Below are 17,036 nucleotides of genomic sequence, written 5' to 3'. Positions count from 1 at the left end.
CCCCTTCGTCATTCCCGCGAAAGCGGGAATCCAGCGAGCCAGCCTCAGAGCGGGATTCCCGCCTTCACGAGAAGGACGAGGAATGAAGACTCAGACCACCCTTGAGATAGGCTTCAACCCCGCATAAGTTGACCCAAAGGGAGATCATCATGACTTGGCTTCAGGAAAACTGGATCGTCGCGCTCGTCGTGCTGATCGTCGTCATCGCGCTCCTCTGGTGGCTCTTGGCACGGCGGAAACCGCAAAAAATAGCGCCGCCGACGGTCGAGCCCGCGCCGCCCGCCAAGCCGCTCGAACCGGCAAAACCCGACATCATCGCCGCCGAACCGGCGTTTCGAAAGGCCGCAACGCCCCCGCCTGCTCCCGCACCGATGCCGACGCCGGTGGCCGAAACCCCACCCCCCGCCGCCGCTCCGCCGCCGGCCGAACCAGCCCCGCCGCGGCCCGCACCCGCCGCGGACAAGGCCGACAATCTGCAACTGCTCAAGGGCGTCGGCCCGAAGCTCGTCACCCTGCTCCAGGGCCTCGGCGTCACCCGCTTCGAACAGATCGCCGGCTGGACCGACGCCGATATCGCGGCGCTCGACCCGCAGCTCGGCAATTTCTCGGGCCGCATCGTCCGCGACAATTGGGTCGATCAGGCCGGCTATCTCGCCCGCGGCGACAAGGCGGGGTTCGAAGCGAAATATGGAGCGCTCGGCGGCGAACTCTGACCGGGGCCGGTAACGGCCATAAAGTCCTCTGGATGCGGGAGGTGCCATTTTCCGTCTCGTCATCCCGGACTTATCCGGAATCCCGTTGAACAACGCGGAAAGCAGGACTCCGGATCAAGTCCCGAGTGACGAAGAAAGCAAAATCACGCTCCCGCTTTCAAACGGAGTCACTACCAGCACCGGCCTTGAAGCGACAAAGGAGACCATTTCCCGCACACGGCCGTATCTTTTATCGCCTCAAGGCCGTCGCGACGGCAAGAGTCACTCGGCCTCGTCGTCCTTCGGCCGCCGCAATTCGCTGACCAGCAGCTTGTCGATCTTGCGCCCGTCCATGTCGACGATTTCGAAACGCCAGCCCTTGTCGACGAAGCTCTCGCCCTCTTGCGGCAGGTGCTTCAGGATCGCCAGCGCGTGACCAGCGGCGGTTGCGTAATCGCGGTCATCGTCGAGTTCGATGCCGAGCCGCTCGGCCATCTGATCGGCGGGCATCGACCCGGCAATCAGCAGGCTGCCGTCGTCGCGTTCGGTCACGAAGGGCTCGCTGCCGATATCCTGGTCGGAGGCGAATTCGCCGGCGATCGCCGACAGCAGGTCGGCAGGCGTCACCAGCCCCTCGAAATGCCCATATTCGTCGTGGACGAGCAGCATCGGCACCTCGGCGGCGCGCAGTCCTTCCAGCGCGTCCATCGCGTCGATCTGGTCGTGGATCACCGCCGCGCGGCGCGTCAGCATCTCAAGGTCGAGCGCCTCGCCGCGGAACAGCGCCCCGGCGATGTCGCGCGCCTGCACGACCCCGACGATATCGTCGACCGAGCCGCGCGCGACCGGCAGGCGGGTATGCGGGGTTTCGAGCAGCTTGGCGCGCACCGCGTCGGCGTCGGCGGCGATGTCGATCCAGTCGACCTCGATGCGCGGGGTCATCACCTCGCGCACCGGCCGGTCGGCGAGGCGCACGACGCCCGAGATGATTGCACGCTCGCTTTCCTCGATCACCCCCGATTTCGACGCCTCGGCGACGATCAGGTGCAGTTCCTCGGCGGTCACCCGATTCTCGGAATCGCGGCTCAGCCCCAGCAGGCGAAAGACGAGCCGCGAGCTCGCATCGAGCAGCCAGACGAGCGGTGCGGCGATACGCGACAGCCACAGCATCGGCAGCGCCATGATCGTCGCGATGCGTTCAGGCGCGCGCAGCGCGAACTGCTTCGGCACCAGTTCGCCCGCGATCAGCGAGAAATAGGTGGTGAGGCCGATGACGACCGCGAAGCCCGCGGTGCGCGCGGACTCGACGTCGAGCCCGAACCACGCCCACAGCCGCTCGGCGACCGGCTGGCCCAGGCTGGCACCCGAATAGGCGCCGGCGAGGATGCCGATCAGCGTGATGCCGACCTGTACAGTCGACAGGAAGCGCCCCGGATCGGCGGCAAGCTGCCGCGCGATCTTGGCGCCGCGGCTCCCCCGCTTTTCGGCCGCCTGCAGCCGCGGTCCACGCGCCGAGACGATCGCGAGCTCGGACAGGGCGAAAACACCGTTCAGAAGAATGAGGACGGCGATGATCGCGACGTCCGACCAGGGAAAGGGGGTCATGGGCGTGTCAGCGGCGCTCTCGCGCCCGGCCCCGGCAAGCTTGGGTCATCACGCCGCTATAGGGCAAAGCCGCCGCGCTGCACAATGGGATCGGTAGGGCATCGACAAGGCGGAGAGCGGACGGCCGATCATCCCCGGTTCAGCAAGATTTTGGAACCAGTCGCCGCACCATCTGTTATCCGGGTGGAGAGCGGCGGCGCAGAACCGCGCACCGCTTTGAAAAAGGGAGCGAAACGATGAACAGCAAGACGATCAAGCTCACCACCTTCGCCGGCATCGGCGCGCTGATGCTGAGCGGCTGTGTCACCGATCCGGTGACCGGCGAGAGAAAGATTTCCAAGGCCGCGATCGGCGGCGTCGGCGGTGCGCTCGGCGGCTATCTGCTCGGCGACCTGATCGGCGGCAAGAACAGCCGCACCGAAGAGATCGTCGGCGCGGGCATCGGCGCCGTCGCGGGCGCGGGCGCGGGCTATTACATGGACCAACAGGAAAAGAAGCTGCGCGAACGCACCGCCGGCACCGGCATCGACGTCGAGCGCCAGGGCGACCAGCTCGTCCTCAACATGCCCGGCGACGTCACCTTCGACCTCAACAGCGCGGTGGTGAAGAGCCAGTTCCGTAGCGCGCTCGACAGCGTCGCCTCGACCCTCAGCGAATATCCGAGCACCTATATCGACATCTACGGCCACACCGATTCGTCGGGCAGCGACAGCTATAACCAGGGTCTGTCCGAACGCCGCGCCGCGTCGGTCGCCGATTACCTCGGCACCCGCGGCGTCCAGCGCGCCCGGATGGCGACGATGGGCTATGGCGAATCGCAGCTCAAATGCGTGCCCGAGACGAGCGAGGCCGACCGCCAGTGCAACCGCCGCGTCGAAATCCGCATCGCGCCGGTCACGCAATCGGACGTCAACGCCGCGCAATAATTTCCTTCCCGTGGAAGAAAGGGCGTCGCCGCAAGGCGGCGCCCTTTTTCGTCAGCCCAGGCTCGGGAAGCTCGCCTTCAGCCCGTCGATCACGAACTGCGCCGCCAGCGCGGCGAGCAGCACGCCGAGCAGGCGGGTGATGATCGCCTCTCCCTTGCCCCCGATCAGCCGCATTAGCGGTCCCGCCGCGAGCAGCGCCCCCAGGCTGATCAGCAGCACGAGCAGCAGCGCGCCAAAGATCACCAGCGCACGGTCGAACCCGTTGTTCTGCGCGACGAGCAACATCACCGAGGCGATCGACCCTGGCCCCGCGAGCATCGGCATCGCCATCGGAAAGACCGAGACATCCTCGATCTCAGGCGTCGCGATCACCTTTTCGGCACGCTGCTCGCGGCGTTCGGTGCGCTTTTCGAACACCATCTCGAGCGCGATGACGAACAGCATGATGCCGCCGGCGATGCGGAAACTGTCGAGATCGATGTGCAGGAAGGCGAGCAGCGCCTCGCCGAACATCGCGAAGAAGATCAGGATCGCCCCGGCGATGATCGTCGCGCGCAGCGCCATCGACCGCCGCTGCGCCGCGCTCGCCCCGCTCGTCAGGCTGGCATAGATCGGCGCGCAGCCCGGCGGGTCGATGACCACGAACAGGGTGACGAAGGCCGAGATGAACAGGTCGATCATTGGCCGGGCGCCGGAACCCGGTCGTCGATCACCGCCGTCATGGCGCTGCCATCCCACATTCGCACCGTGACGCGGCGCGACCCGTCGGAGCGGGCGATCGAAGTCCAGCTCAGCGTCCGGTCGTCCGACAGGCCGACCGCCGCGCCCTCGTCCGCCGCTGTCGCAACCGCATCGGGCCGCGATCCGCAGACTGCCTGTTTCGATTCGATGAAGTCGGGCGCCTCCCGCGGCGTCGTCAGCTCGGCGCCATGGTCGAGCACCCAGCGCATCTCGCCCTTGCGCGGGTCGCGCCGCCAGATGGTGGTGAAATAGCCGAACGTCGGGCCCTTCTGCCAGGCGCCGGTCGTCGCGCCGCTGTTGCCGTCGCAACTGACATAGACGGCGTGCGGCTGCCACGACACTGCCTGCGCGGGGTCGGGCTTGGCCTTCAGCCAATCGCGGGCGAGCACGCGCTGCGGCATGAACATCACCGCATCATCGGCCGCTGTCTCGCGAAATGCCGTCCACTGCCCCTTGTCCCGCGCCAGCCGCGCGAAGGCGAGTTCGGCGGCGATGAAAGCGCTCGGATTCGCCGCCAGCGGCCGGTTGTAGAGATCGCCGCGCCCTGAAGGCGACGTGCAGCCGGCAACCAGGAACAGCGCGAGCGCGGGCAGGAGCAGGCGGCGCATCACAGACCCTCCGGATCGGCGAGCCCCGCGCGACGGTGCGCGGCGACGAGCGTATTGCGCAAGAGGCAGGCGATCGTCATCGGCCCCACCCCGCCGGGCACCGGGGTGATCGCGGCCGCGACCGCCGCCGCCTCGTCATAGGCGACGTCGCCGACCAGCCGGCCCTTCGCCGCGCCCTCGGCGGGCGGCAGGCGGTTGATGCCGACGTCGATGACCACCGCGCCGGGCTTGATCCACTCGCCCTTCACCATCTCGGGCCGCCCGACCGCGGCGACCACGATATCGGCGCGCCGGACCCGCTCGGGCAGGTCCGTCGTCCGGCTGTGCGCCATCGTCACCGTGCAATTGGCGCCGAGCAGCAAGGCCGCCATCGGCTTGCCGACGAGGATCGAGCGGCCGATCACCACCGCATCCTTCCCCGACAAATCGCCGAGCCTATCCTGGAGCAGCAGCAGGCAGCCATAGGGAGTGCAGGGCACCATCCCCGGGATACCGAGCGCGAGGCGCCCGGCGCTGACCGGGGTCAGCCCGTCGACATCCTTGTCGGGATCGATCGTCGCGACCGCCGCCTGTTCGTCGAGATGGCCGGGCAGCGGCAGTTGCAGCAAGATGCCGTCGACCGCCTCGTCGGCGTTGAGCTGCGCGAGCAGCGCCTCGACCTCCGCCTGCGTCGCATCGGCGGGCAGACGATGCTCGAAGCTCTCCATGCCGGCAGCACGCGTCGCCTTGCCCTTCGAGGCGACATAGACCGCGCTCGCCGGATCGTCGCCGACGAGCACGACCGCGAGGCCGGGCGCGCGGCCCGCCGCCTCCGCGAACGCCGGCACCGCATCGGCGATGCGCTGACGCAGCGCGGCGGCGAAGGCCTTGCCGTCGATGACGTGGGGCGGTGCAGGGGCCGGGGCCGCGTTGCCGGTCATCGCGCCCTCACGCCAGACCGGCCTGCACACCGAGCTGGGCGAGATAGCCCAGCACCGGCCCGCGGATGATGATGAGTAGGATCAACACGACCATCGGGGTCAGGTCGATGCCGCCGAAATCGGGCATGATACGCCGGAACGGGCGGTAGAGCGGCTCGGTGATCCGATCGAGCACATACCAGAGCTGGCCGACGAATTCATTGTGGGTGTTGATGACGTTGAAGGCGATCAGCCACGACATCACCGCCTGGACGATGATGATCCACCACAGGACGTTGAGCAGGATCGCCAGAATATTGAGCAACATGAAATACAAGGAAGGTCTCCGGCCGAAAGGTCGATGCCTTACTAGCGATGAATGAGCGTGCCCGCACCCCTTGCCGTGAAAATTTCGAGCAGCATCGCGTGCGGGACGCGCCCGTCGAGGATGACCGCGGCCTCGACCCCCGCGTCGACCGCGCCGAGGCAGGTATCGACCTTGGGAATCATGCCGCCGGTGATCGTCGCGTCGGCCTTCAGCGCGTCGATGCGCGCTCGGTCGAGGTCGGTGAGCAACGTCCCCGCCTTGTCGAGCACCCCCGCGACGTCGGTGAGCAGGAAGAAGCGCTTGGCGCCGAGCGCCCCGGCGATCGCCCCGGCCATCGTGTCGGCATTGATGTTATAGGTCGCCCCGTCGGCGCCGAGCGCGACCGGCGCCACGACCGGGATGAAATTGTCGCCCGCGAGGTTGGACAGGATCGTCGGGTCGACCGCGACCGGCTCGCCGACGAAGCCCAGGTCGACATGGCGCTCGATCCCCGAATTGGGGTCGGGTTCGCTGCGCCGCATCTTTTCGGCGAGCACCAGATTGGCGTCCTTGCCCGACAGGCCGACCGCGCGGCCGCCGAGCGCGGCGATCCAGCCGACGATATCCTTGTTGATCTTGCCCGCCAGCACCATCTCGGCGACCTCGGCGGTCGCGGCGTCGGTGACGCGCAGCCCGCCGACGAAGGTCGATTCGATCCCGAGCTGCTTCAGCATCGCGCCGATCTGCGGCCCGCCGCCATGGACGACGACCGGGTTGATGCCGACGGCCTTCAGCAGCACGACATCCTCGGCAAAGTCGCGCTGCGCCTCCGGATCGCCCATCGCGTGGCCGCCATATTTGATCACGAAAGTCTCGCCGGCGTAGCGCTGCAGATAGGGTAGCGCCTCGACCAGCGTTTCGGCCTTGGCGAGGAGGTCGGGCATCTGGGTCGGGTCGGTCGTCATGCCGCGGCTCCCGCCGCGCCGGCGACCGGCGCGCCATCGAGCCGGCGCCCGATCGCGACCACCGCCATGACGAGTAGCGGCACCATCACCGCCGACAGCACGACCTTGGCGATCATCTGGCCGAGCATCAGCTCGCCAATCGGCCGCACGCCATAGAAGCTGATAGTGATGAAGATCAGCGTGTCGACGATCTGGCTGAGCGCCGCGGCGATGAAGCCGCGCAGCGGCAGCAGCCGGCCGTTGTTCGCGGTCATGCGCGAGAAGATCCAGACGTTGAGGCTGACCGACACGCCATAGGCAATGATGCCCGCGGCCATCATGCGCCAGCCCTGCCCGACGATGATCGGGAACGCCTCCTTCGCGGGCTCGTACATGCCGGCGTCGGTCGGCAGTTGCAGGACGAACAGGGCGAGGAGAATCGCCAGGATGAGCGGGATGAAGCCGAGCCGGACAAGGCGGTCGGCGACGGCGCGACCGTGCAGTTCGGCGATGCCGCTCGAGATCGCGATCAGCGTCAGGAAGGGAAAGATTCCCGCCTCGACCGCCAGCGGGCCGAGCGCGACCTGCTTGGCGCCGAGAAAGCCGCCGAGCGGAACCATGCCGCCATAGAGGATGGCGAAGAGCAACAGCGAGGGCGCGACCGCGCGCGGGGACGAACTTTCCATCGGCGCCGCTTAATCACTTTTTGCGTGGCTGGAAAGGTGGCGTCAATCGGGCGGATTATAACGGCGCAAAAAGTCGTCGATCGCACCGAGCAGGGTCAGGCGATCGGCTTCGCGGGTGAAATAATGATCGGCGAGCGGGATCGACACGAACTCGACCGTCTTTCCGGCATCCTGCATCGCGGCATACATGCGCGCCGACTGGCCGTGATCGACCGTCACATCCTTGCGCCCATGAATCAGCAACAGAGGCGCCTTGATCCGGCCGATCGCGTTGATCGGGGACACCGCCGCGAAATCGGGCGTCATCTTCCGCCACTGGTCGCGATAGAGGCGCGCGCGCACCGCGCCGCCGAAATCATTGACTTCGCGGCGCAGGTTGGACACGCCGGCGATGGCGATCGCGCAGCGATACTGGTCAGGATCCCTGGCAACGCCCCACATCGCGGCATAGCCGCCATAGGACGCGCCGACGATGCACACGCGCTTCGCATCGGCGATGCCCTCGCCGACCGCCCAGCGCACGCCGTCGCTGACATCGTCCTGCATCGCGAAGCCGAGCTGTCCCTGTCCGGCGCGCAGGAAATCCTCGCCATAGCCGGTCGAGCCGCGGAAATTGGGCTGGAGCACAGCATAGCCACGCTCGGCCAGGAACTGTGCCCAATAATCATAGCCGAGTTCGTCGTGCGCCCAGGGGCCGCCGTGCGGCATGACGATGAAGGGAAGTCCTTTCGCCGCCCGACCGCGCGGCATCGTCAGCACCGCCTCGATTTCGAGCCCGTCGCGCGCCTTGTATTGCACCAGCCTGGCTCGCGACAGCCGCTTGCCGCCGATCGCCTCGTTGATCGCGGCAAGCCGGTCGAGGGCGCCAGTCGCCGCGTCATAATAATAGAGCAGACCGGGGTTGTCGGGGGTACTGATCCGTACCAGCATCTTGTCGAGATTGCGGCTGTAGCTTTCGATCCGCACCGTCGAGGCGGGCGATGCCGCGTCGAGCGTCTTCTGATGCTCCGCCATGACCGGGTCGATCCAGCGGATCGAGCGGTCGCGACCGGTCGTCGTCACCCCCAGCAACCGCGAGCCGTCGAACGACATTTCGATACCGTCGACGTCGCTGCCGTCGACCGCATAGACGGTACGGACCGGCTTTCCGGTCGCCAAATCGATCTCGGCGACGACCGAGCGCCCGTCGTCATCGTTGTCGATGACATAGCCATGATCGGTCCCGGGGAGGAAGAGGAACGGCACCGTTAGTTCCTCTTCGTTGCGCAGCGAGGCGCGCTCGATCAACCGGAAACTGCCTTCGCCGCCCGAGCGATAGAGCAAGGTCGCCCGCGTCGTCGCGTCGCTATAGCCGATCCCGTAGCGAATGCGGCCGAAGTGATCGACGCCCCAGTCCATCACGCCGGAACGGCCGCGGAGGACCACGCGCTTGCGTCCATTGGTGACGTCGACCCGATAGACGCTGGGCCAGAAATCCTCGCCCACATAGATGCTGTTCTGCGCCGCGACGAGGATATGATTGCTGCCGTCGGTCGGAACCCACAGCAGGTCGGCGCCGTTCTGGCCGCCGACATCCCACAGCAATTTTGTGACCTTGCCGGTAGTGCGGCTGATCGCGATCATTCGCGAGATGTACCAATTGTCGCCGGCGATGGGTTGCAGCGCGTACAGCCCGACGACGAGATTGTCGTCGTTGACCCAGCGCAGCCACGCGATCTCGGTCTGGTCGGGAACCCCGACCATGACGCTGCGGCTGCGATCGCCGAACACCGGCATCAGCAGGATGCGCTGCTCGCCGCGCACCGCGAACAGACCGGCGACATGGCTGCCGTCGGGCGACAGCGCCGGCTTTTCGACGAAGGGCAGCCGCGCGAAGGCCTCGGTCGCCAGCGGGCCAATCGTGGCGACGGACGGAGACGGTGCGGCCGCGGCCGACGTGTCGGCGGGCGCGCTCTGCGCCGCCAGCGGCCCGGCAAGCGCCGACAAAAGGATCAAGAATAGCAGCCGGACCATGCGCCCCTCCCCCTTGGTCCGTCTAGAAAGGAAAGCGCCGCGCGCCAAGCCCCACCGGATCGCTGCGGCGAACCGAGCGTGACGCCCTTGCCCCGTCGCCAAAGCCCGCTAGACAGACGTCATAAACTTGCGGGGGACGCAATTACCATATGGAACGCCTGATCGGTCTGCTCGGCATCGTCGCATTGCTCGCGATCGCCCTTCTCTTCTCGTCCAATCGTCGTTGGATTCGGCTGCGCGTCGTCGTCCCCGCCTTTCTGCTTCAGGCGGGCTTCGCGCTGCTGGTGATCGGGACGCCATGGGGCCGCGCGGTGATTCAGGCGATGTCGACCGGCGTCGCGAATCTGCTCGGCTATGCGAAGGCCGGCACCGATTTCATCTTCGGCCCGCTCGCCTCGCCCGAAATGGGCGCGAACAGCTTCGCGATCGCGGCGCTGCCCGTGATCATCTTTTTCGCCTCGCTGATCTCGATCCTCTATTATCTGGGCATCATGCAACTCGTCATCAAATGGGTCGGCGGCGCGATCCAGAAGGTGACGGGCATCACCAAGGTCGAAAGCCTGGGCGCCGCCGCCAACATCTTCGTCGGGCAGAGCGAAAGCCCGCTCGTCATCCGCCCCTATCTCGCCAGCCTGACCCCGTCGCAGCTCTTCACCGTGATGACCGTCGGCATGGCCGGGGTCGCGGGCACCATCCTCGGCGCCTATGCGAGCATGATCGGCGAGCATCTGCTGCCCTATCTGCTCGCCGCAAGCTTCATGTCGGCGCCGGGCGGTATCCTGATGGCGAAGATCATCATGCCCGACAACCCCAAGGATCTGGGCATCGAGCCGGTCATCATGCCCGAGGCGAGCCACGACGAGGAAAAGCCCGCCAACATCATCATGGCGGCGGCACAGGGCGCGCAGACCGGCGTCAAGCTGGCGGTTGCGGTGGGCGCGATGGTGCTCGCCTTCGTCGCGCTCGTCGCGCTCGCCAATGGGCTGCTCGCCGGGATCGGCGGCTGGTTCGGCTATCCCGACCTGTCGTTCCAGGCGGTGATCGGCGCGGTCTTCCGCCCGGTGATGTGGCTGATGGGCGTGCCGTGGGACGAAAGCGCCGCGGTCGGCGGACTGTTCGGGACCAAGGTGGTGCTCAACGAATTCGTCGCCTTCATCGACCTGGGCAAGGAGCAGGCCGGCTTTGCCCCGATCTCGGTCGCGATCGCCACCTTTGCGCTGTGCGGCTTCGCCAATTTCAGCTCGATCGCGATCCAGATGGCGGTGACCGGCGGACTCGCCCCCAACCAGCGCCCGATGATCGCGAAGCTGGGCCTCAAGGCGCTGCTCGCAGGCAGCCTGTCGAACCTGATGTCGGCGGCGCTCGCGGGGCTGATGCTGTCCTTCACCGCGCCGCTCGCGGCGCCGGCCTCTACCGCGCCGGCACCGACGGCGATCCCCGCCCCCTGACTCCGCCTCTCTTGGTTAACGGTGGCGCGCGCAGCGCTTCGATTGTCTTTGCGCATAGGCCGGGCTTGCCGTAAACTCTGCGCCACAAACCAGAACGATAGCGAATCCCAAGGTCGCTTTTGCAGACAGCAGGGGAAGGCGCATGAAGGGCGTAGTTCGTTTGTCGATCGTGGCCGCCGTGGCGGCGAGCCTGGGCGCCGGGGCGCTCGTCAGTTCGAGCGCCCAGCAACCGCAGCAGGACAGGATGTATCGGCCGGCCGAGGCGACCATCTATCGCGACGCCGCCTATCGCGGCCCCGCGGTCTTCATCGGCGAGGAGAAACCGAACCTCGGCCTCGCCTGGCCGGTCAATTCGGTGCGCGTCGCAAGTGGGGCGTGGGAACTGTGCGAGAAGACGCGCTTTCGCGGCACCTGCCGCACCGTCGATCGCGACACGCCGATGCTCGGCAATATCCTGCGCGGAATCACGGTCCGGTCGATGCGACCGGTCGGCGGCAGCGACGGCTATCCCGCTCCGCCCACGAATGACCAGAGCGTCCGCGGCAATTTCGCCGAATTCCACACCCAGCCGACGACGCGCGGGACGCGGGTCCTCGCCTGCACCGGCAGCGCGACCGCCAGTTGCGCGGCGCGCACGGCCGATAGCTGGTGCCGCTCGATCGGCTGGAACGGGTCGGCCCGCGAACATATGGAAACGATCCAGGGCCGCGTCTATCTGGCCGACGTGCTCTGCGTCCGGTCGGGCTATTGAAGGGGTGACAGAGATGTTCAAGACCTTGCCCGTCGCCGTTGTCGCTGCGACGACCCTCGCCGTCGCGGGCTGTGCGTCGGTGCCGCCGCGAAACACCGGCACGACCTATGAATGCAGCGCCGGCACACGGCTGAAGGTCGATTATGTCGGCGACGGCGCGATCGTCCGCGTCAACGGGCGCCAGACGGTCGTGCTCAAGTCGACACCGTCGAATCGCGGCCGGATCTATGAGAATAAGACCGGCGCCCGGCTCGCGCGCAACGGCAATCAGGTGACGTGGAACACCGCCGCGCGCACCGCGCCCGAAAGCTGTCGGGTGGTGATGACGCCGCTCTGATCAGAGCGTCATCAGCGCGAAAGCGGCGCGCAGTTCGGCGACGAACAATTCGGACTGTTCCCAGGCAGCGAAATGGCCGCCCTTGTCCAACTCGTTCCAGTGGACGATGTTGCGATAGCGCCGGTCGGCCCAGCGCCGCGACAGGCGCATGATCTCGTTCGGGAACAGGCTGCACGCGGTCGGCACATGGATTGCGCCGGCGACGAAGCTGCGGAAGCTGTGCCAGTAGAGCCGCGCCGACGAGGCGGCGCTGGCGGTGAACCAGTAAAGGCTGACCGTGTCGAGCATCGCGTCACGGGACAACGCATTTTCGGGATGGCCGCCGATCGACTGGCCGCCCGGCTGGTGCCCGCAATCGGTCCAGCCATGATATTTCTCGACGATCCAGGCCATCTGCCCGGCGGGTGAGTCGGTCAGCGCATAGCCGATGGTCTGCGGCCGCGTCGCCTGCTGCGTCGAATAGCCGCTGTCCTTCGCCTGATACCATTGGAAGCGCGCGAGATAGGCTTTTTCGGTGTCGGTGAGATCGGCCATCAACTCCGGCGGCGGCGCGCCGACCACCATGTTGACGTGGATGCCCGCGCAATGATCGCCATGCGCCACCCCGATCGCGCAGGTCACTGCGCTGCCCCAGTCGCCGCCCTGTGCGAAATAGCGGTCGTAGCCGAGCGCCAGCATCAGCGCGTCCCACGCCGCGGCGATATGCTCGACGCTCCATTTGGCGACATCGGGCTTGCCCGAAAAGCCGTAGCCGGGAAGCGACGGGATCACGAGATGGAAGTCCGCCGACAAGGGCTCGATCACGTCGAGGAATTCGAGCACCGACCCCGGCCAGCCGTGGGTCAGGATCAGCGGCCGCGCCGCGGGATTGGCCGAGGGGATATGGAGGAAATGGATGTCGAGCCCGTCGACCGTGGCGAGGAAATTGGGCAGCGCGTTCAGCCGCGCCTCGACCCGGCGCCAGTCGTGACGGTCCCGCCAATAGGCTGCCAGTTCCTGCGCATAGGCGAGCGGAACGCCTTGGTCCCAATCGTCGACGGTCTCCTTCTCCGGCCAGCGCGTCGCGGCGAGGCGGGCCCCGAGATCGTCGATCATCACCTGCGGCACGGCGATGCGGAACGGGCGGATGTTGGTGACTTTCATGTTTCCTTCCCCCTTCCTCGATGCGTTCCCCGGTTCAGGGGCGCGCCGGCGCCTTGCAGCCGCGTTCGAGTCCGACGCCCTTCAGGAAGCCGCGCCGCACCGTACCGGCATAGATCGCCGCCGCATAGCGCCGCCGTTCGGCATTGGCGCCGGTGACCTCGCCGATCAGCCCGCCGAAGGGGATGAGGGACCCGGCGACGGTGCCCGCGACGCGGCCCGCGGTCTCCTCGCGCTTTTTGGCGAGGCTCTTGTCGACCTGCTGATTGACGTCGGGGCCGAGCACGGCGTCGAGTTCCCGTACCTCGCGGATGATCGCGGCGCATTTGCGAAGGCCGGCGAGCGAATAGGGATCGTCCTGGATAGCCAGCAGCTTTTCGGGCACTTCCTTGCCGTCGAAAGGCTCGGTGACCGAATCGCCGGTCTTCTTGAGCGTCGGGTCCTCGGGCGCGCCCTGCTGCGCCTGCGCCGGAACCGCAAGGCCGAACAGCACTGAGCCCAATACCCATAAAGCCCTGTTGCTCATGCCCTTTTTCTCCGTTTCTTCGTCAGAAGATCAACGTCTAGCTCCCGAAAAGGCTCACCGCGTCGGCACGGGTTCCGGTCCCGTCCAGTCATAGAAGCCGCGGCCGGCCTTTTTGCCGACCCAGCCGGCCTCGACATATTGGACGAGCAGCGGCGCCGGGCGGAATTTGGGGTCGCCGGTGCCGTTGTGGAGGACGCGGATGATCTCGAGGCAGGTGTCGAGACCGATGAAGTCGGCGAGGGTGATCGGGCCCATCGGGTGGTTGAGGCCGAGGCGGCAGCCGGTGTCGATGTCCTGCATCGTCGCCACGCCCTCACCCAATGCGAACACCGCCTCGTTGATCAGCGGCATCAGCACGCGGTTGACGATGAAGCCCGGCGCGTCGTTGGCGTGGACGATTTCCTTGCCGAGGCCGCGCCCGAACGCCTCGACCGCGGCGAGGGTCGCGTCGCTCGTCGCGAGGCCGCGGATCAGTTCGATCAGCCCCATCACGGGCACCGGATTGAAGAAATGGACGCCGATGAAGCGCGCCGGGTCGGGCGACGCCTGCGCGAGGCGGGTGATCGGAATCGAACTGGTGTTGGTCGCGAGGATCGCGGTGTCGGAGAGGTGCGCGCCGACGCTGGCGAAGATCGCGCGCTTGATCTCCTCGCGCTCGGTCGCCGCCTCGATCACCAGCTCGGCTGGGGCGAAGGCGGCGTGGTCGGCAACGGGGGTGATGCGAGCGAGCAGCGCGTCGGCGTCGGCCTGACCCATCTTCTCCCTGGCGACGAGACGGCCAAGCGCCTTAGCGATGCCGGCCTTGCCCGCTTCGGCGCGCGCGAAGTCGATGTCGGACAGCAGGACATCATGTCCAGCGCCTGCCGAGACCTGGGCAATGCCCGCGCCCATTTGCCCTGCCCCGATGATGCCGACGATCATATGCTGCCCTTTCGCTGAACCATGTGCCTGCGCACCTACGGCTTCGAGCCCGCCCGTCAAGGGGCGGAGCGGAAGGCGGTGGCTTCGGCAAGAATCAGCGCGAAGGCCGGATCGGCGTCGTCCCAGGTCGCGAGCGGGGTCCAGCCGCCGGCGCGGAGCAGCAGGTTCGCGTCGCGCGGGCCATATTTGTGGCTGTTTTCGCTGTGGATCGTCTCGCCCTTCGCCATATGATAGGCGCGCCCGTCGACCTGGAAATCCATGGCGCAGGCGGCGACGAGATGCATCTCGATCCGCGCATAAATGTCGTTCCAGACGGCACGGTGGCTGAAATTCTCGACCGGGATGGTGCCGTCCAGTTCGCGGTTGATGCGTTCGAGCAGGTTGAGGTTGAACGCCGCGGTGACCCCGGCCGGGTCGTCATAGGCGGCGATCAGCGTTTCGACATCCTTGATCCGGTCGACGCCGATCAGCAACAGCGACCCGTCGCCGAGCGACCCCCGCCAGTTCCTGAGCAGGTCGACCGCCGTGCGCGCGACCATATTGCCGATCGTCGATCCGGGGAAGAAGCCGAGCTTCGGCAGAGCGGCGATCTCGCGCGGCAGATCGACCGCCTGCATGAAATCGGCCTCGACCGGATAGATGGGCAGACCCGGAAAACGCGCCGCGAGCGCCATGGCGCTGCCCCGCAGGAAATCGCCCGAAATGTCGACCGGAACATAGGCGGCGGGAGCGATCGCCTCGAGCAGCAGCGGCGTCTTGGTCGAGCTGCCCGAGCCGAGTTCGACGACCGCGCGGCCGGGGCCGATCGCTGCCGCGATCGCCGCGGCGTGGCGTTGCAGCAGATCGGTTTCGCTGCGGGTCGGATAATATTCGGGGAGCGCAGTGATGTCCTCGAACAGCGCCGAGCCGGTCGCGTCGTAGAACCAGCGCGCCGGAATCGCCTTTTGCGCCTGCGTCAGTCCGGCGCGGACGTCGGCGCGGAAGGCGAGATCGATGCCGTCGTTGTCGGCCGAAACTTGACGAAGTTGACGCACGACGCCCATGGTTCAGAGATCCTTGGCGAGACGCAGGCCGGTGAATTGCCAGCGCTGGTGGGGGTGGAAGAAATTGCGGTAGGAGGCCCGCATATGGCCGCGCGGCGTCGCGCAGCTTCCGCCGCGAAGCACGAACTGGCCGCTCATGAACTTGCCATTATATTCGCCCACCGCGCCGGGGGCGGGACGGAAGCCCGGATAGGGACGATAGGCGCTGCCGGTCCATTCCCACACGCTGCCGAACATCTGTTGCAGCAACGTGTCGGCTGCCGACGCGGCGGTGGGATGGGCCGGACCGGCGGCATCGAGCTGCTGTCCGCCGTGCGGATCGAGCGAGGCCGCCGCCGCCTCCCACTCGACCTCGGTCGGCAGGCGCGCGCCGGCCCAGCTCGCGAAGGCATCGGCTTCGTAGAAGCTGATGTGGGCGACCGGCGCAGAGGGATCGATCGCCTGCCACCCTGACAGGGTGAAGTGCCGGTCGCCGTCCCAATAGAGTGGCGCGTCGATCCCCTCCGCCTGCACCCAGGCCCAACCGTCGCTGAGCCAGAGCGAGGCGGTGCGATAGCCGCCGTCGGCGATGAACGCCCGCCACTCGCCGTTGGTCACCGGACGGCTGGCAAGGGCATGCGGCGTCAGAAGCACGGAAAAGCGCGGACCTTCACAGTCGAATGCGAAGCCGTCGCCCGCATGGCCGATATCCACGACGCCCTCGGCGCCGCGGACCCAGCGCATCGCCGCCGCCGGGTCGGGTGCGGACGGAAAGCCCGCGGAAAATCGTGCAACTTCACTCGCAAATGCGGTTTCGTCGACCGGCCAGACCGCCGGGCCGAGCGGGTTCTGCGCGAAGAGATGCTGGATGTCGGTGAGCAGCAATTCCTGATGCTGCTGTTCGTGATGGATGCCAAGCTCGACGAGCGATCGCGCGGCGGGCGACAGGCCGGGCAGCGCATCCCGCACCGCAGCGTCGACATGCGCCCGCCATGCGCGCACCGCGTCCAGCGAGGGGCGGGTCAGCAGGCCGCGCTGCGGGCGGGCGTGGCGCGGCCCCTCGGCCTCATAATAGCTGTTGAAGAGATAGGGGTAGCGATCGTCGAACAGGCGATAGCCGGGCGCATGGTCGCGCAGCACGAAGGTTTCGAAGAACCAGCTCGTGTGCGCGAGATGCCATTTGGCGGGCGATGCGTCGGGCATCGACTGCGCGCTCGCATCGGCGTCGGACAGCGACGCGGCGAGGTCCTGCGAGAGGGCGCGTGTCGCAGCGAAGCGCCGGGCCAGCTCCGCGACCTGATCGGCAGCGACGGCGGGCGAAGCATCGGTTCGGCTGGCCATATCGGAACAATCCCCCAGCGGCGATTCGGTTTCGCGAGCGAGGGATTATGGGCGGGCGTGGGGTGATTGTCCAGAACATATGAGGAACATTAGTGGCGCGGTTTGAAAGCAGGAGCGCGATTTTGCTTT

At 67.1% G+C, this 17,036-nt stretch carries 18 protein-coding genes; 5 read left to right on the top strand and 13 right to left on the bottom strand.

What is annotated here, in order from left to right; genetic code table 11:
• The first annotated feature begins 149 nt into the window (after positions 1–149).
• Positions 150–713: a hypothetical protein gene (locus FHR21_RS01555; protein WP_184094612.1), complete on the top strand. Its 564-nt coding sequence runs from the start codon at positions 150–152 to the stop codon at positions 711–713.
• A gap of 261 nt (positions 714–974) precedes the next feature.
• Here FHR21_RS01555 and FHR21_RS01550 read toward each other — a convergent pair whose 3' ends face one another.
• Positions 975–2,297, bottom strand: coding sequence for a hemolysin family protein (locus tag FHR21_RS01550; RefSeq protein ID WP_184094610.1), 1,323 nt, complete (start codon positions 2,295–2,297; stop codon positions 975–977).
• A 236-nt stretch (positions 2,298–2,533) separates the two neighbouring features.
• Between FHR21_RS01550 and FHR21_RS01545 the strand changes: the two genes are divergently transcribed.
• A complete protein-coding gene (locus FHR21_RS01545; protein ID WP_184094608.1) occupies positions 2,534–3,223 on the top strand; it encodes a YiaD family glycine zipper/OmpA-like lipoprotein in 690 nt (229 codons plus the stop codon).
• Positions 3,224–3,274: 51 nt separating this feature from the next.
• On the opposite strand, the gene FHR21_RS01540 is transcribed toward FHR21_RS01545, so the two are convergent.
• Genes FHR21_RS01540 through FHR21_RS01510 form a run of 7 tightly spaced genes read right to left on the bottom strand, consistent with a single transcriptional unit; the run spans position 3,275 to position 9,421 of the window.
• Positions 3,275–3,904, bottom strand: a complete 630-nt coding sequence (locus FHR21_RS01540) for a MarC family protein (RefSeq protein WP_184094606.1) — start codon at positions 3,902–3,904, stop codon at positions 3,275–3,277.
• On the bottom strand, positions 3,901–4,572 hold the full coding sequence (locus FHR21_RS01535; protein WP_184094604.1) for a hypothetical protein: 672 nt from the start codon (positions 4,570–4,572) through the stop codon (positions 3,901–3,903). The genes FHR21_RS01540 and FHR21_RS01535 overlap by 4 nt, the downstream gene beginning before the upstream one ends.
• Positions 4,572–5,492, bottom strand: a complete 921-nt coding sequence (gene folD / locus FHR21_RS01530) for a bifunctional methylenetetrahydrofolate dehydrogenase/methenyltetrahydrofolate cyclohydrolase FolD (protein ID WP_184094602.1) — start codon at positions 5,490–5,492, stop codon at positions 4,572–4,574. Before folD ends, FHR21_RS01535 begins: the two co-directional genes overlap by 1 nt.
• A 7-nt stretch (positions 5,493–5,499) precedes the next feature.
• Positions 5,500–5,799, bottom strand: coding sequence for a YggT family protein (locus FHR21_RS01525; protein WP_184094600.1), 300 nt, complete (start codon positions 5,797–5,799; stop codon positions 5,500–5,502).
• A 41-nt stretch (positions 5,800–5,840) separates the two neighbouring features.
• Positions 5,841–6,743 carry an acetylglutamate kinase gene (gene argB, locus FHR21_RS01520; RefSeq protein WP_184094599.1) on the bottom strand — a complete coding sequence of 301 codons (903 nt, stop codon included), beginning with the start codon at positions 6,741–6,743 and terminating at the stop codon, positions 5,841–5,843.
• Positions 6,740–7,408, bottom strand: a complete 669-nt coding sequence (locus FHR21_RS01515) for a queuosine precursor transporter (protein WP_184094597.1) — start codon at positions 7,406–7,408, stop codon at positions 6,740–6,742. Before FHR21_RS01515 ends, argB begins: the two co-directional genes overlap by 4 nt.
• A 42-nt stretch (positions 7,409–7,450) precedes the next feature.
• The gene (locus tag FHR21_RS01510; RefSeq protein WP_184094595.1) at positions 7,451–9,421 is read right to left on the bottom strand and encodes an alpha/beta hydrolase family protein; all 1,971 of its coding nucleotides are present in this window, start codon (positions 9,419–9,421) and stop codon (positions 7,451–7,453) included.
• 149 nt (positions 9,422–9,570) lie between these two features.
• Here FHR21_RS01510 and FHR21_RS01505 point away from each other — a divergent pair, with 149 nt between their 5' ends.
• From FHR21_RS01505 to FHR21_RS01495, 3 genes are all read left to right on the top strand, one after another.
• Positions 9,571–10,869: a NupC/NupG family nucleoside CNT transporter gene (locus FHR21_RS01505; protein ID WP_184094593.1), complete on the top strand. Its 1,299-nt coding sequence runs from the start codon at positions 9,571–9,573 to the stop codon at positions 10,867–10,869.
• Between the two features lie 142 nt (positions 10,870–11,011).
• The gene (locus tag FHR21_RS01500; RefSeq protein WP_184094591.1) at positions 11,012–11,620 is read left to right on the top strand and encodes a beta/gamma crystallin-related protein; all 609 of its coding nucleotides are present in this window, start codon (positions 11,012–11,014) and stop codon (positions 11,618–11,620) included.
• A gap of 13 nt (positions 11,621–11,633) precedes the next feature.
• Entirely contained in the window at positions 11,634–11,957 is a 324-nt protein-coding gene (locus FHR21_RS01495; protein ID WP_184094589.1) for an MliC family protein, read from the top strand.
• Here the strand turns inward: FHR21_RS01495 and FHR21_RS01490 are convergent, their stop codons facing one another.
• From FHR21_RS01490 to egtB, 5 genes are read right to left on the bottom strand one after another with little or no spacing between them, the layout of a single operon-like run.
• The gene (locus tag FHR21_RS01490; RefSeq protein ID WP_184094587.1) at positions 11,958–13,100 is read right to left on the bottom strand and encodes an epoxide hydrolase family protein; all 1,143 of its coding nucleotides are present in this window, start codon (positions 13,098–13,100) and stop codon (positions 11,958–11,960) included.
• 34 nt (positions 13,101–13,134) lie between these two features.
• A complete protein-coding gene (locus tag FHR21_RS01485) occupies positions 13,135–13,623 on the bottom strand; it encodes a hypothetical protein (RefSeq protein ID WP_184094585.1) in 489 nt (162 codons plus the stop codon).
• Between the two features lie 54 nt (positions 13,624–13,677).
• Positions 13,678–14,544, bottom strand: coding sequence for a 3-hydroxyacyl-CoA dehydrogenase NAD-binding domain-containing protein (locus tag FHR21_RS01480; protein ID WP_184094583.1), 867 nt, complete (start codon positions 14,542–14,544; stop codon positions 13,678–13,680).
• Positions 14,545–14,600: 56 nt separating this feature from the next.
• A complete protein-coding gene (gene egtD, locus FHR21_RS01475; protein ID WP_184094581.1) occupies positions 14,601–15,587 on the bottom strand; it encodes an L-histidine N(alpha)-methyltransferase in 987 nt (328 codons plus the stop codon).
• Positions 15,588–15,590: 3 nt separating this feature from the next.
• A complete protein-coding gene (egtB, locus tag FHR21_RS01470; RefSeq protein ID WP_184094579.1) occupies positions 15,591–16,907 on the bottom strand; it encodes an ergothioneine biosynthesis protein EgtB in 1,317 nt (438 codons plus the stop codon).
• Positions 16,908–17,036: the final 129 nt, after the last annotated feature.

Origin of the sequence: Sphingopyxis panaciterrulae (assembly GCF_014199295.1) — a bacterium.
GTDB classification, from domain to species: domain Bacteria; phylum Pseudomonadota; class Alphaproteobacteria; order Sphingomonadales; family Sphingomonadaceae; genus Sphingopyxis; species Sphingopyxis panaciterrulae.
This window is presented reverse-complemented; position numbering and strand designations above follow the sequence as displayed.

Excerpts from the sequence above, each read along its gene's own strand:
- folD (WP_184094602.1), bottom strand. The coding sequence starts at position 5,492 with ATGACCGGCAACGCGGCCCCGGCCCCTGCACCGCCCCACGTCATCGAC.
- FHR21_RS01515 (WP_184094597.1), bottom strand. The coding sequence starts at position 7,408 with ATGGAAAGTTCGTCCCCGCGCGCGGTCGCGCCCTCGCTGTTGCTCTTC.
- FHR21_RS01545 (WP_184094608.1), top strand. The coding sequence starts at position 2,534 with ATGAACAGCAAGACGATCAAGCTCACCACCTTCGCCGGCATCGGCGCG.
- egtD (WP_184094581.1), bottom strand. The coding sequence starts at position 15,587 with ATGGGCGTCGTGCGTCAACTTCGTCAAGTTTCGGCCGACAACGACGGC.
- egtB (WP_184094579.1), bottom strand. The coding sequence starts at position 16,907 with ATGGCCAGCCGAACCGATGCTTCGCCCGCCGTCGCTGCCGATCAGGTC.
- FHR21_RS01525 (WP_184094600.1), bottom strand. The coding sequence starts at position 5,799 with ATGTTGCTCAATATTCTGGCGATCCTGCTCAACGTCCTGTGGTGGATC.
- FHR21_RS01535 (WP_184094604.1), bottom strand. The coding sequence starts at position 4,572 with ATGCGCCGCCTGCTCCTGCCCGCGCTCGCGCTGTTCCTGGTTGCCGGC.
- FHR21_RS01550 (WP_184094610.1), bottom strand. The coding sequence starts at position 2,297 with ATGACCCCCTTTCCCTGGTCGGACGTCGCGATCATCGCCGTCCTCATT.
- FHR21_RS01505 (WP_184094593.1), top strand. The coding sequence starts at position 9,571 with ATGGAACGCCTGATCGGTCTGCTCGGCATCGTCGCATTGCTCGCGATC.
- FHR21_RS01510 (WP_184094595.1), bottom strand. The coding sequence starts at position 9,421 with ATGGTCCGGCTGCTATTCTTGATCCTTTTGTCGGCGCTTGCCGGGCCG.
- FHR21_RS01480 (WP_184094583.1), bottom strand. The coding sequence starts at position 14,544 with ATGATCGTCGGCATCATCGGGGCAGGGCAAATGGGCGCGGGCATTGCC.
- FHR21_RS01540 (WP_184094606.1), bottom strand. The coding sequence starts at position 3,904 with ATGATCGACCTGTTCATCTCGGCCTTCGTCACCCTGTTCGTGGTCATC.
- FHR21_RS01485 (WP_184094585.1), bottom strand. The coding sequence starts at position 13,623 with ATGAGCAACAGGGCTTTATGGGTATTGGGCTCAGTGCTGTTCGGCCTT.
- FHR21_RS01495 (WP_184094589.1), top strand. The coding sequence starts at position 11,634 with ATGTTCAAGACCTTGCCCGTCGCCGTTGTCGCTGCGACGACCCTCGCC.
- FHR21_RS01555 (WP_184094612.1), top strand. The coding sequence starts at position 150 with ATGACTTGGCTTCAGGAAAACTGGATCGTCGCGCTCGTCGTGCTGATC.
- FHR21_RS01490 (WP_184094587.1), bottom strand. The coding sequence starts at position 13,100 with ATGAAAGTCACCAACATCCGCCCGTTCCGCATCGCCGTGCCGCAGGTG.
- argB (WP_184094599.1), bottom strand. The coding sequence starts at position 6,743 with ATGACGACCGACCCGACCCAGATGCCCGACCTCCTCGCCAAGGCCGAA.
- FHR21_RS01500 (WP_184094591.1), top strand. The coding sequence starts at position 11,012 with ATGAAGGGCGTAGTTCGTTTGTCGATCGTGGCCGCCGTGGCGGCGAGC.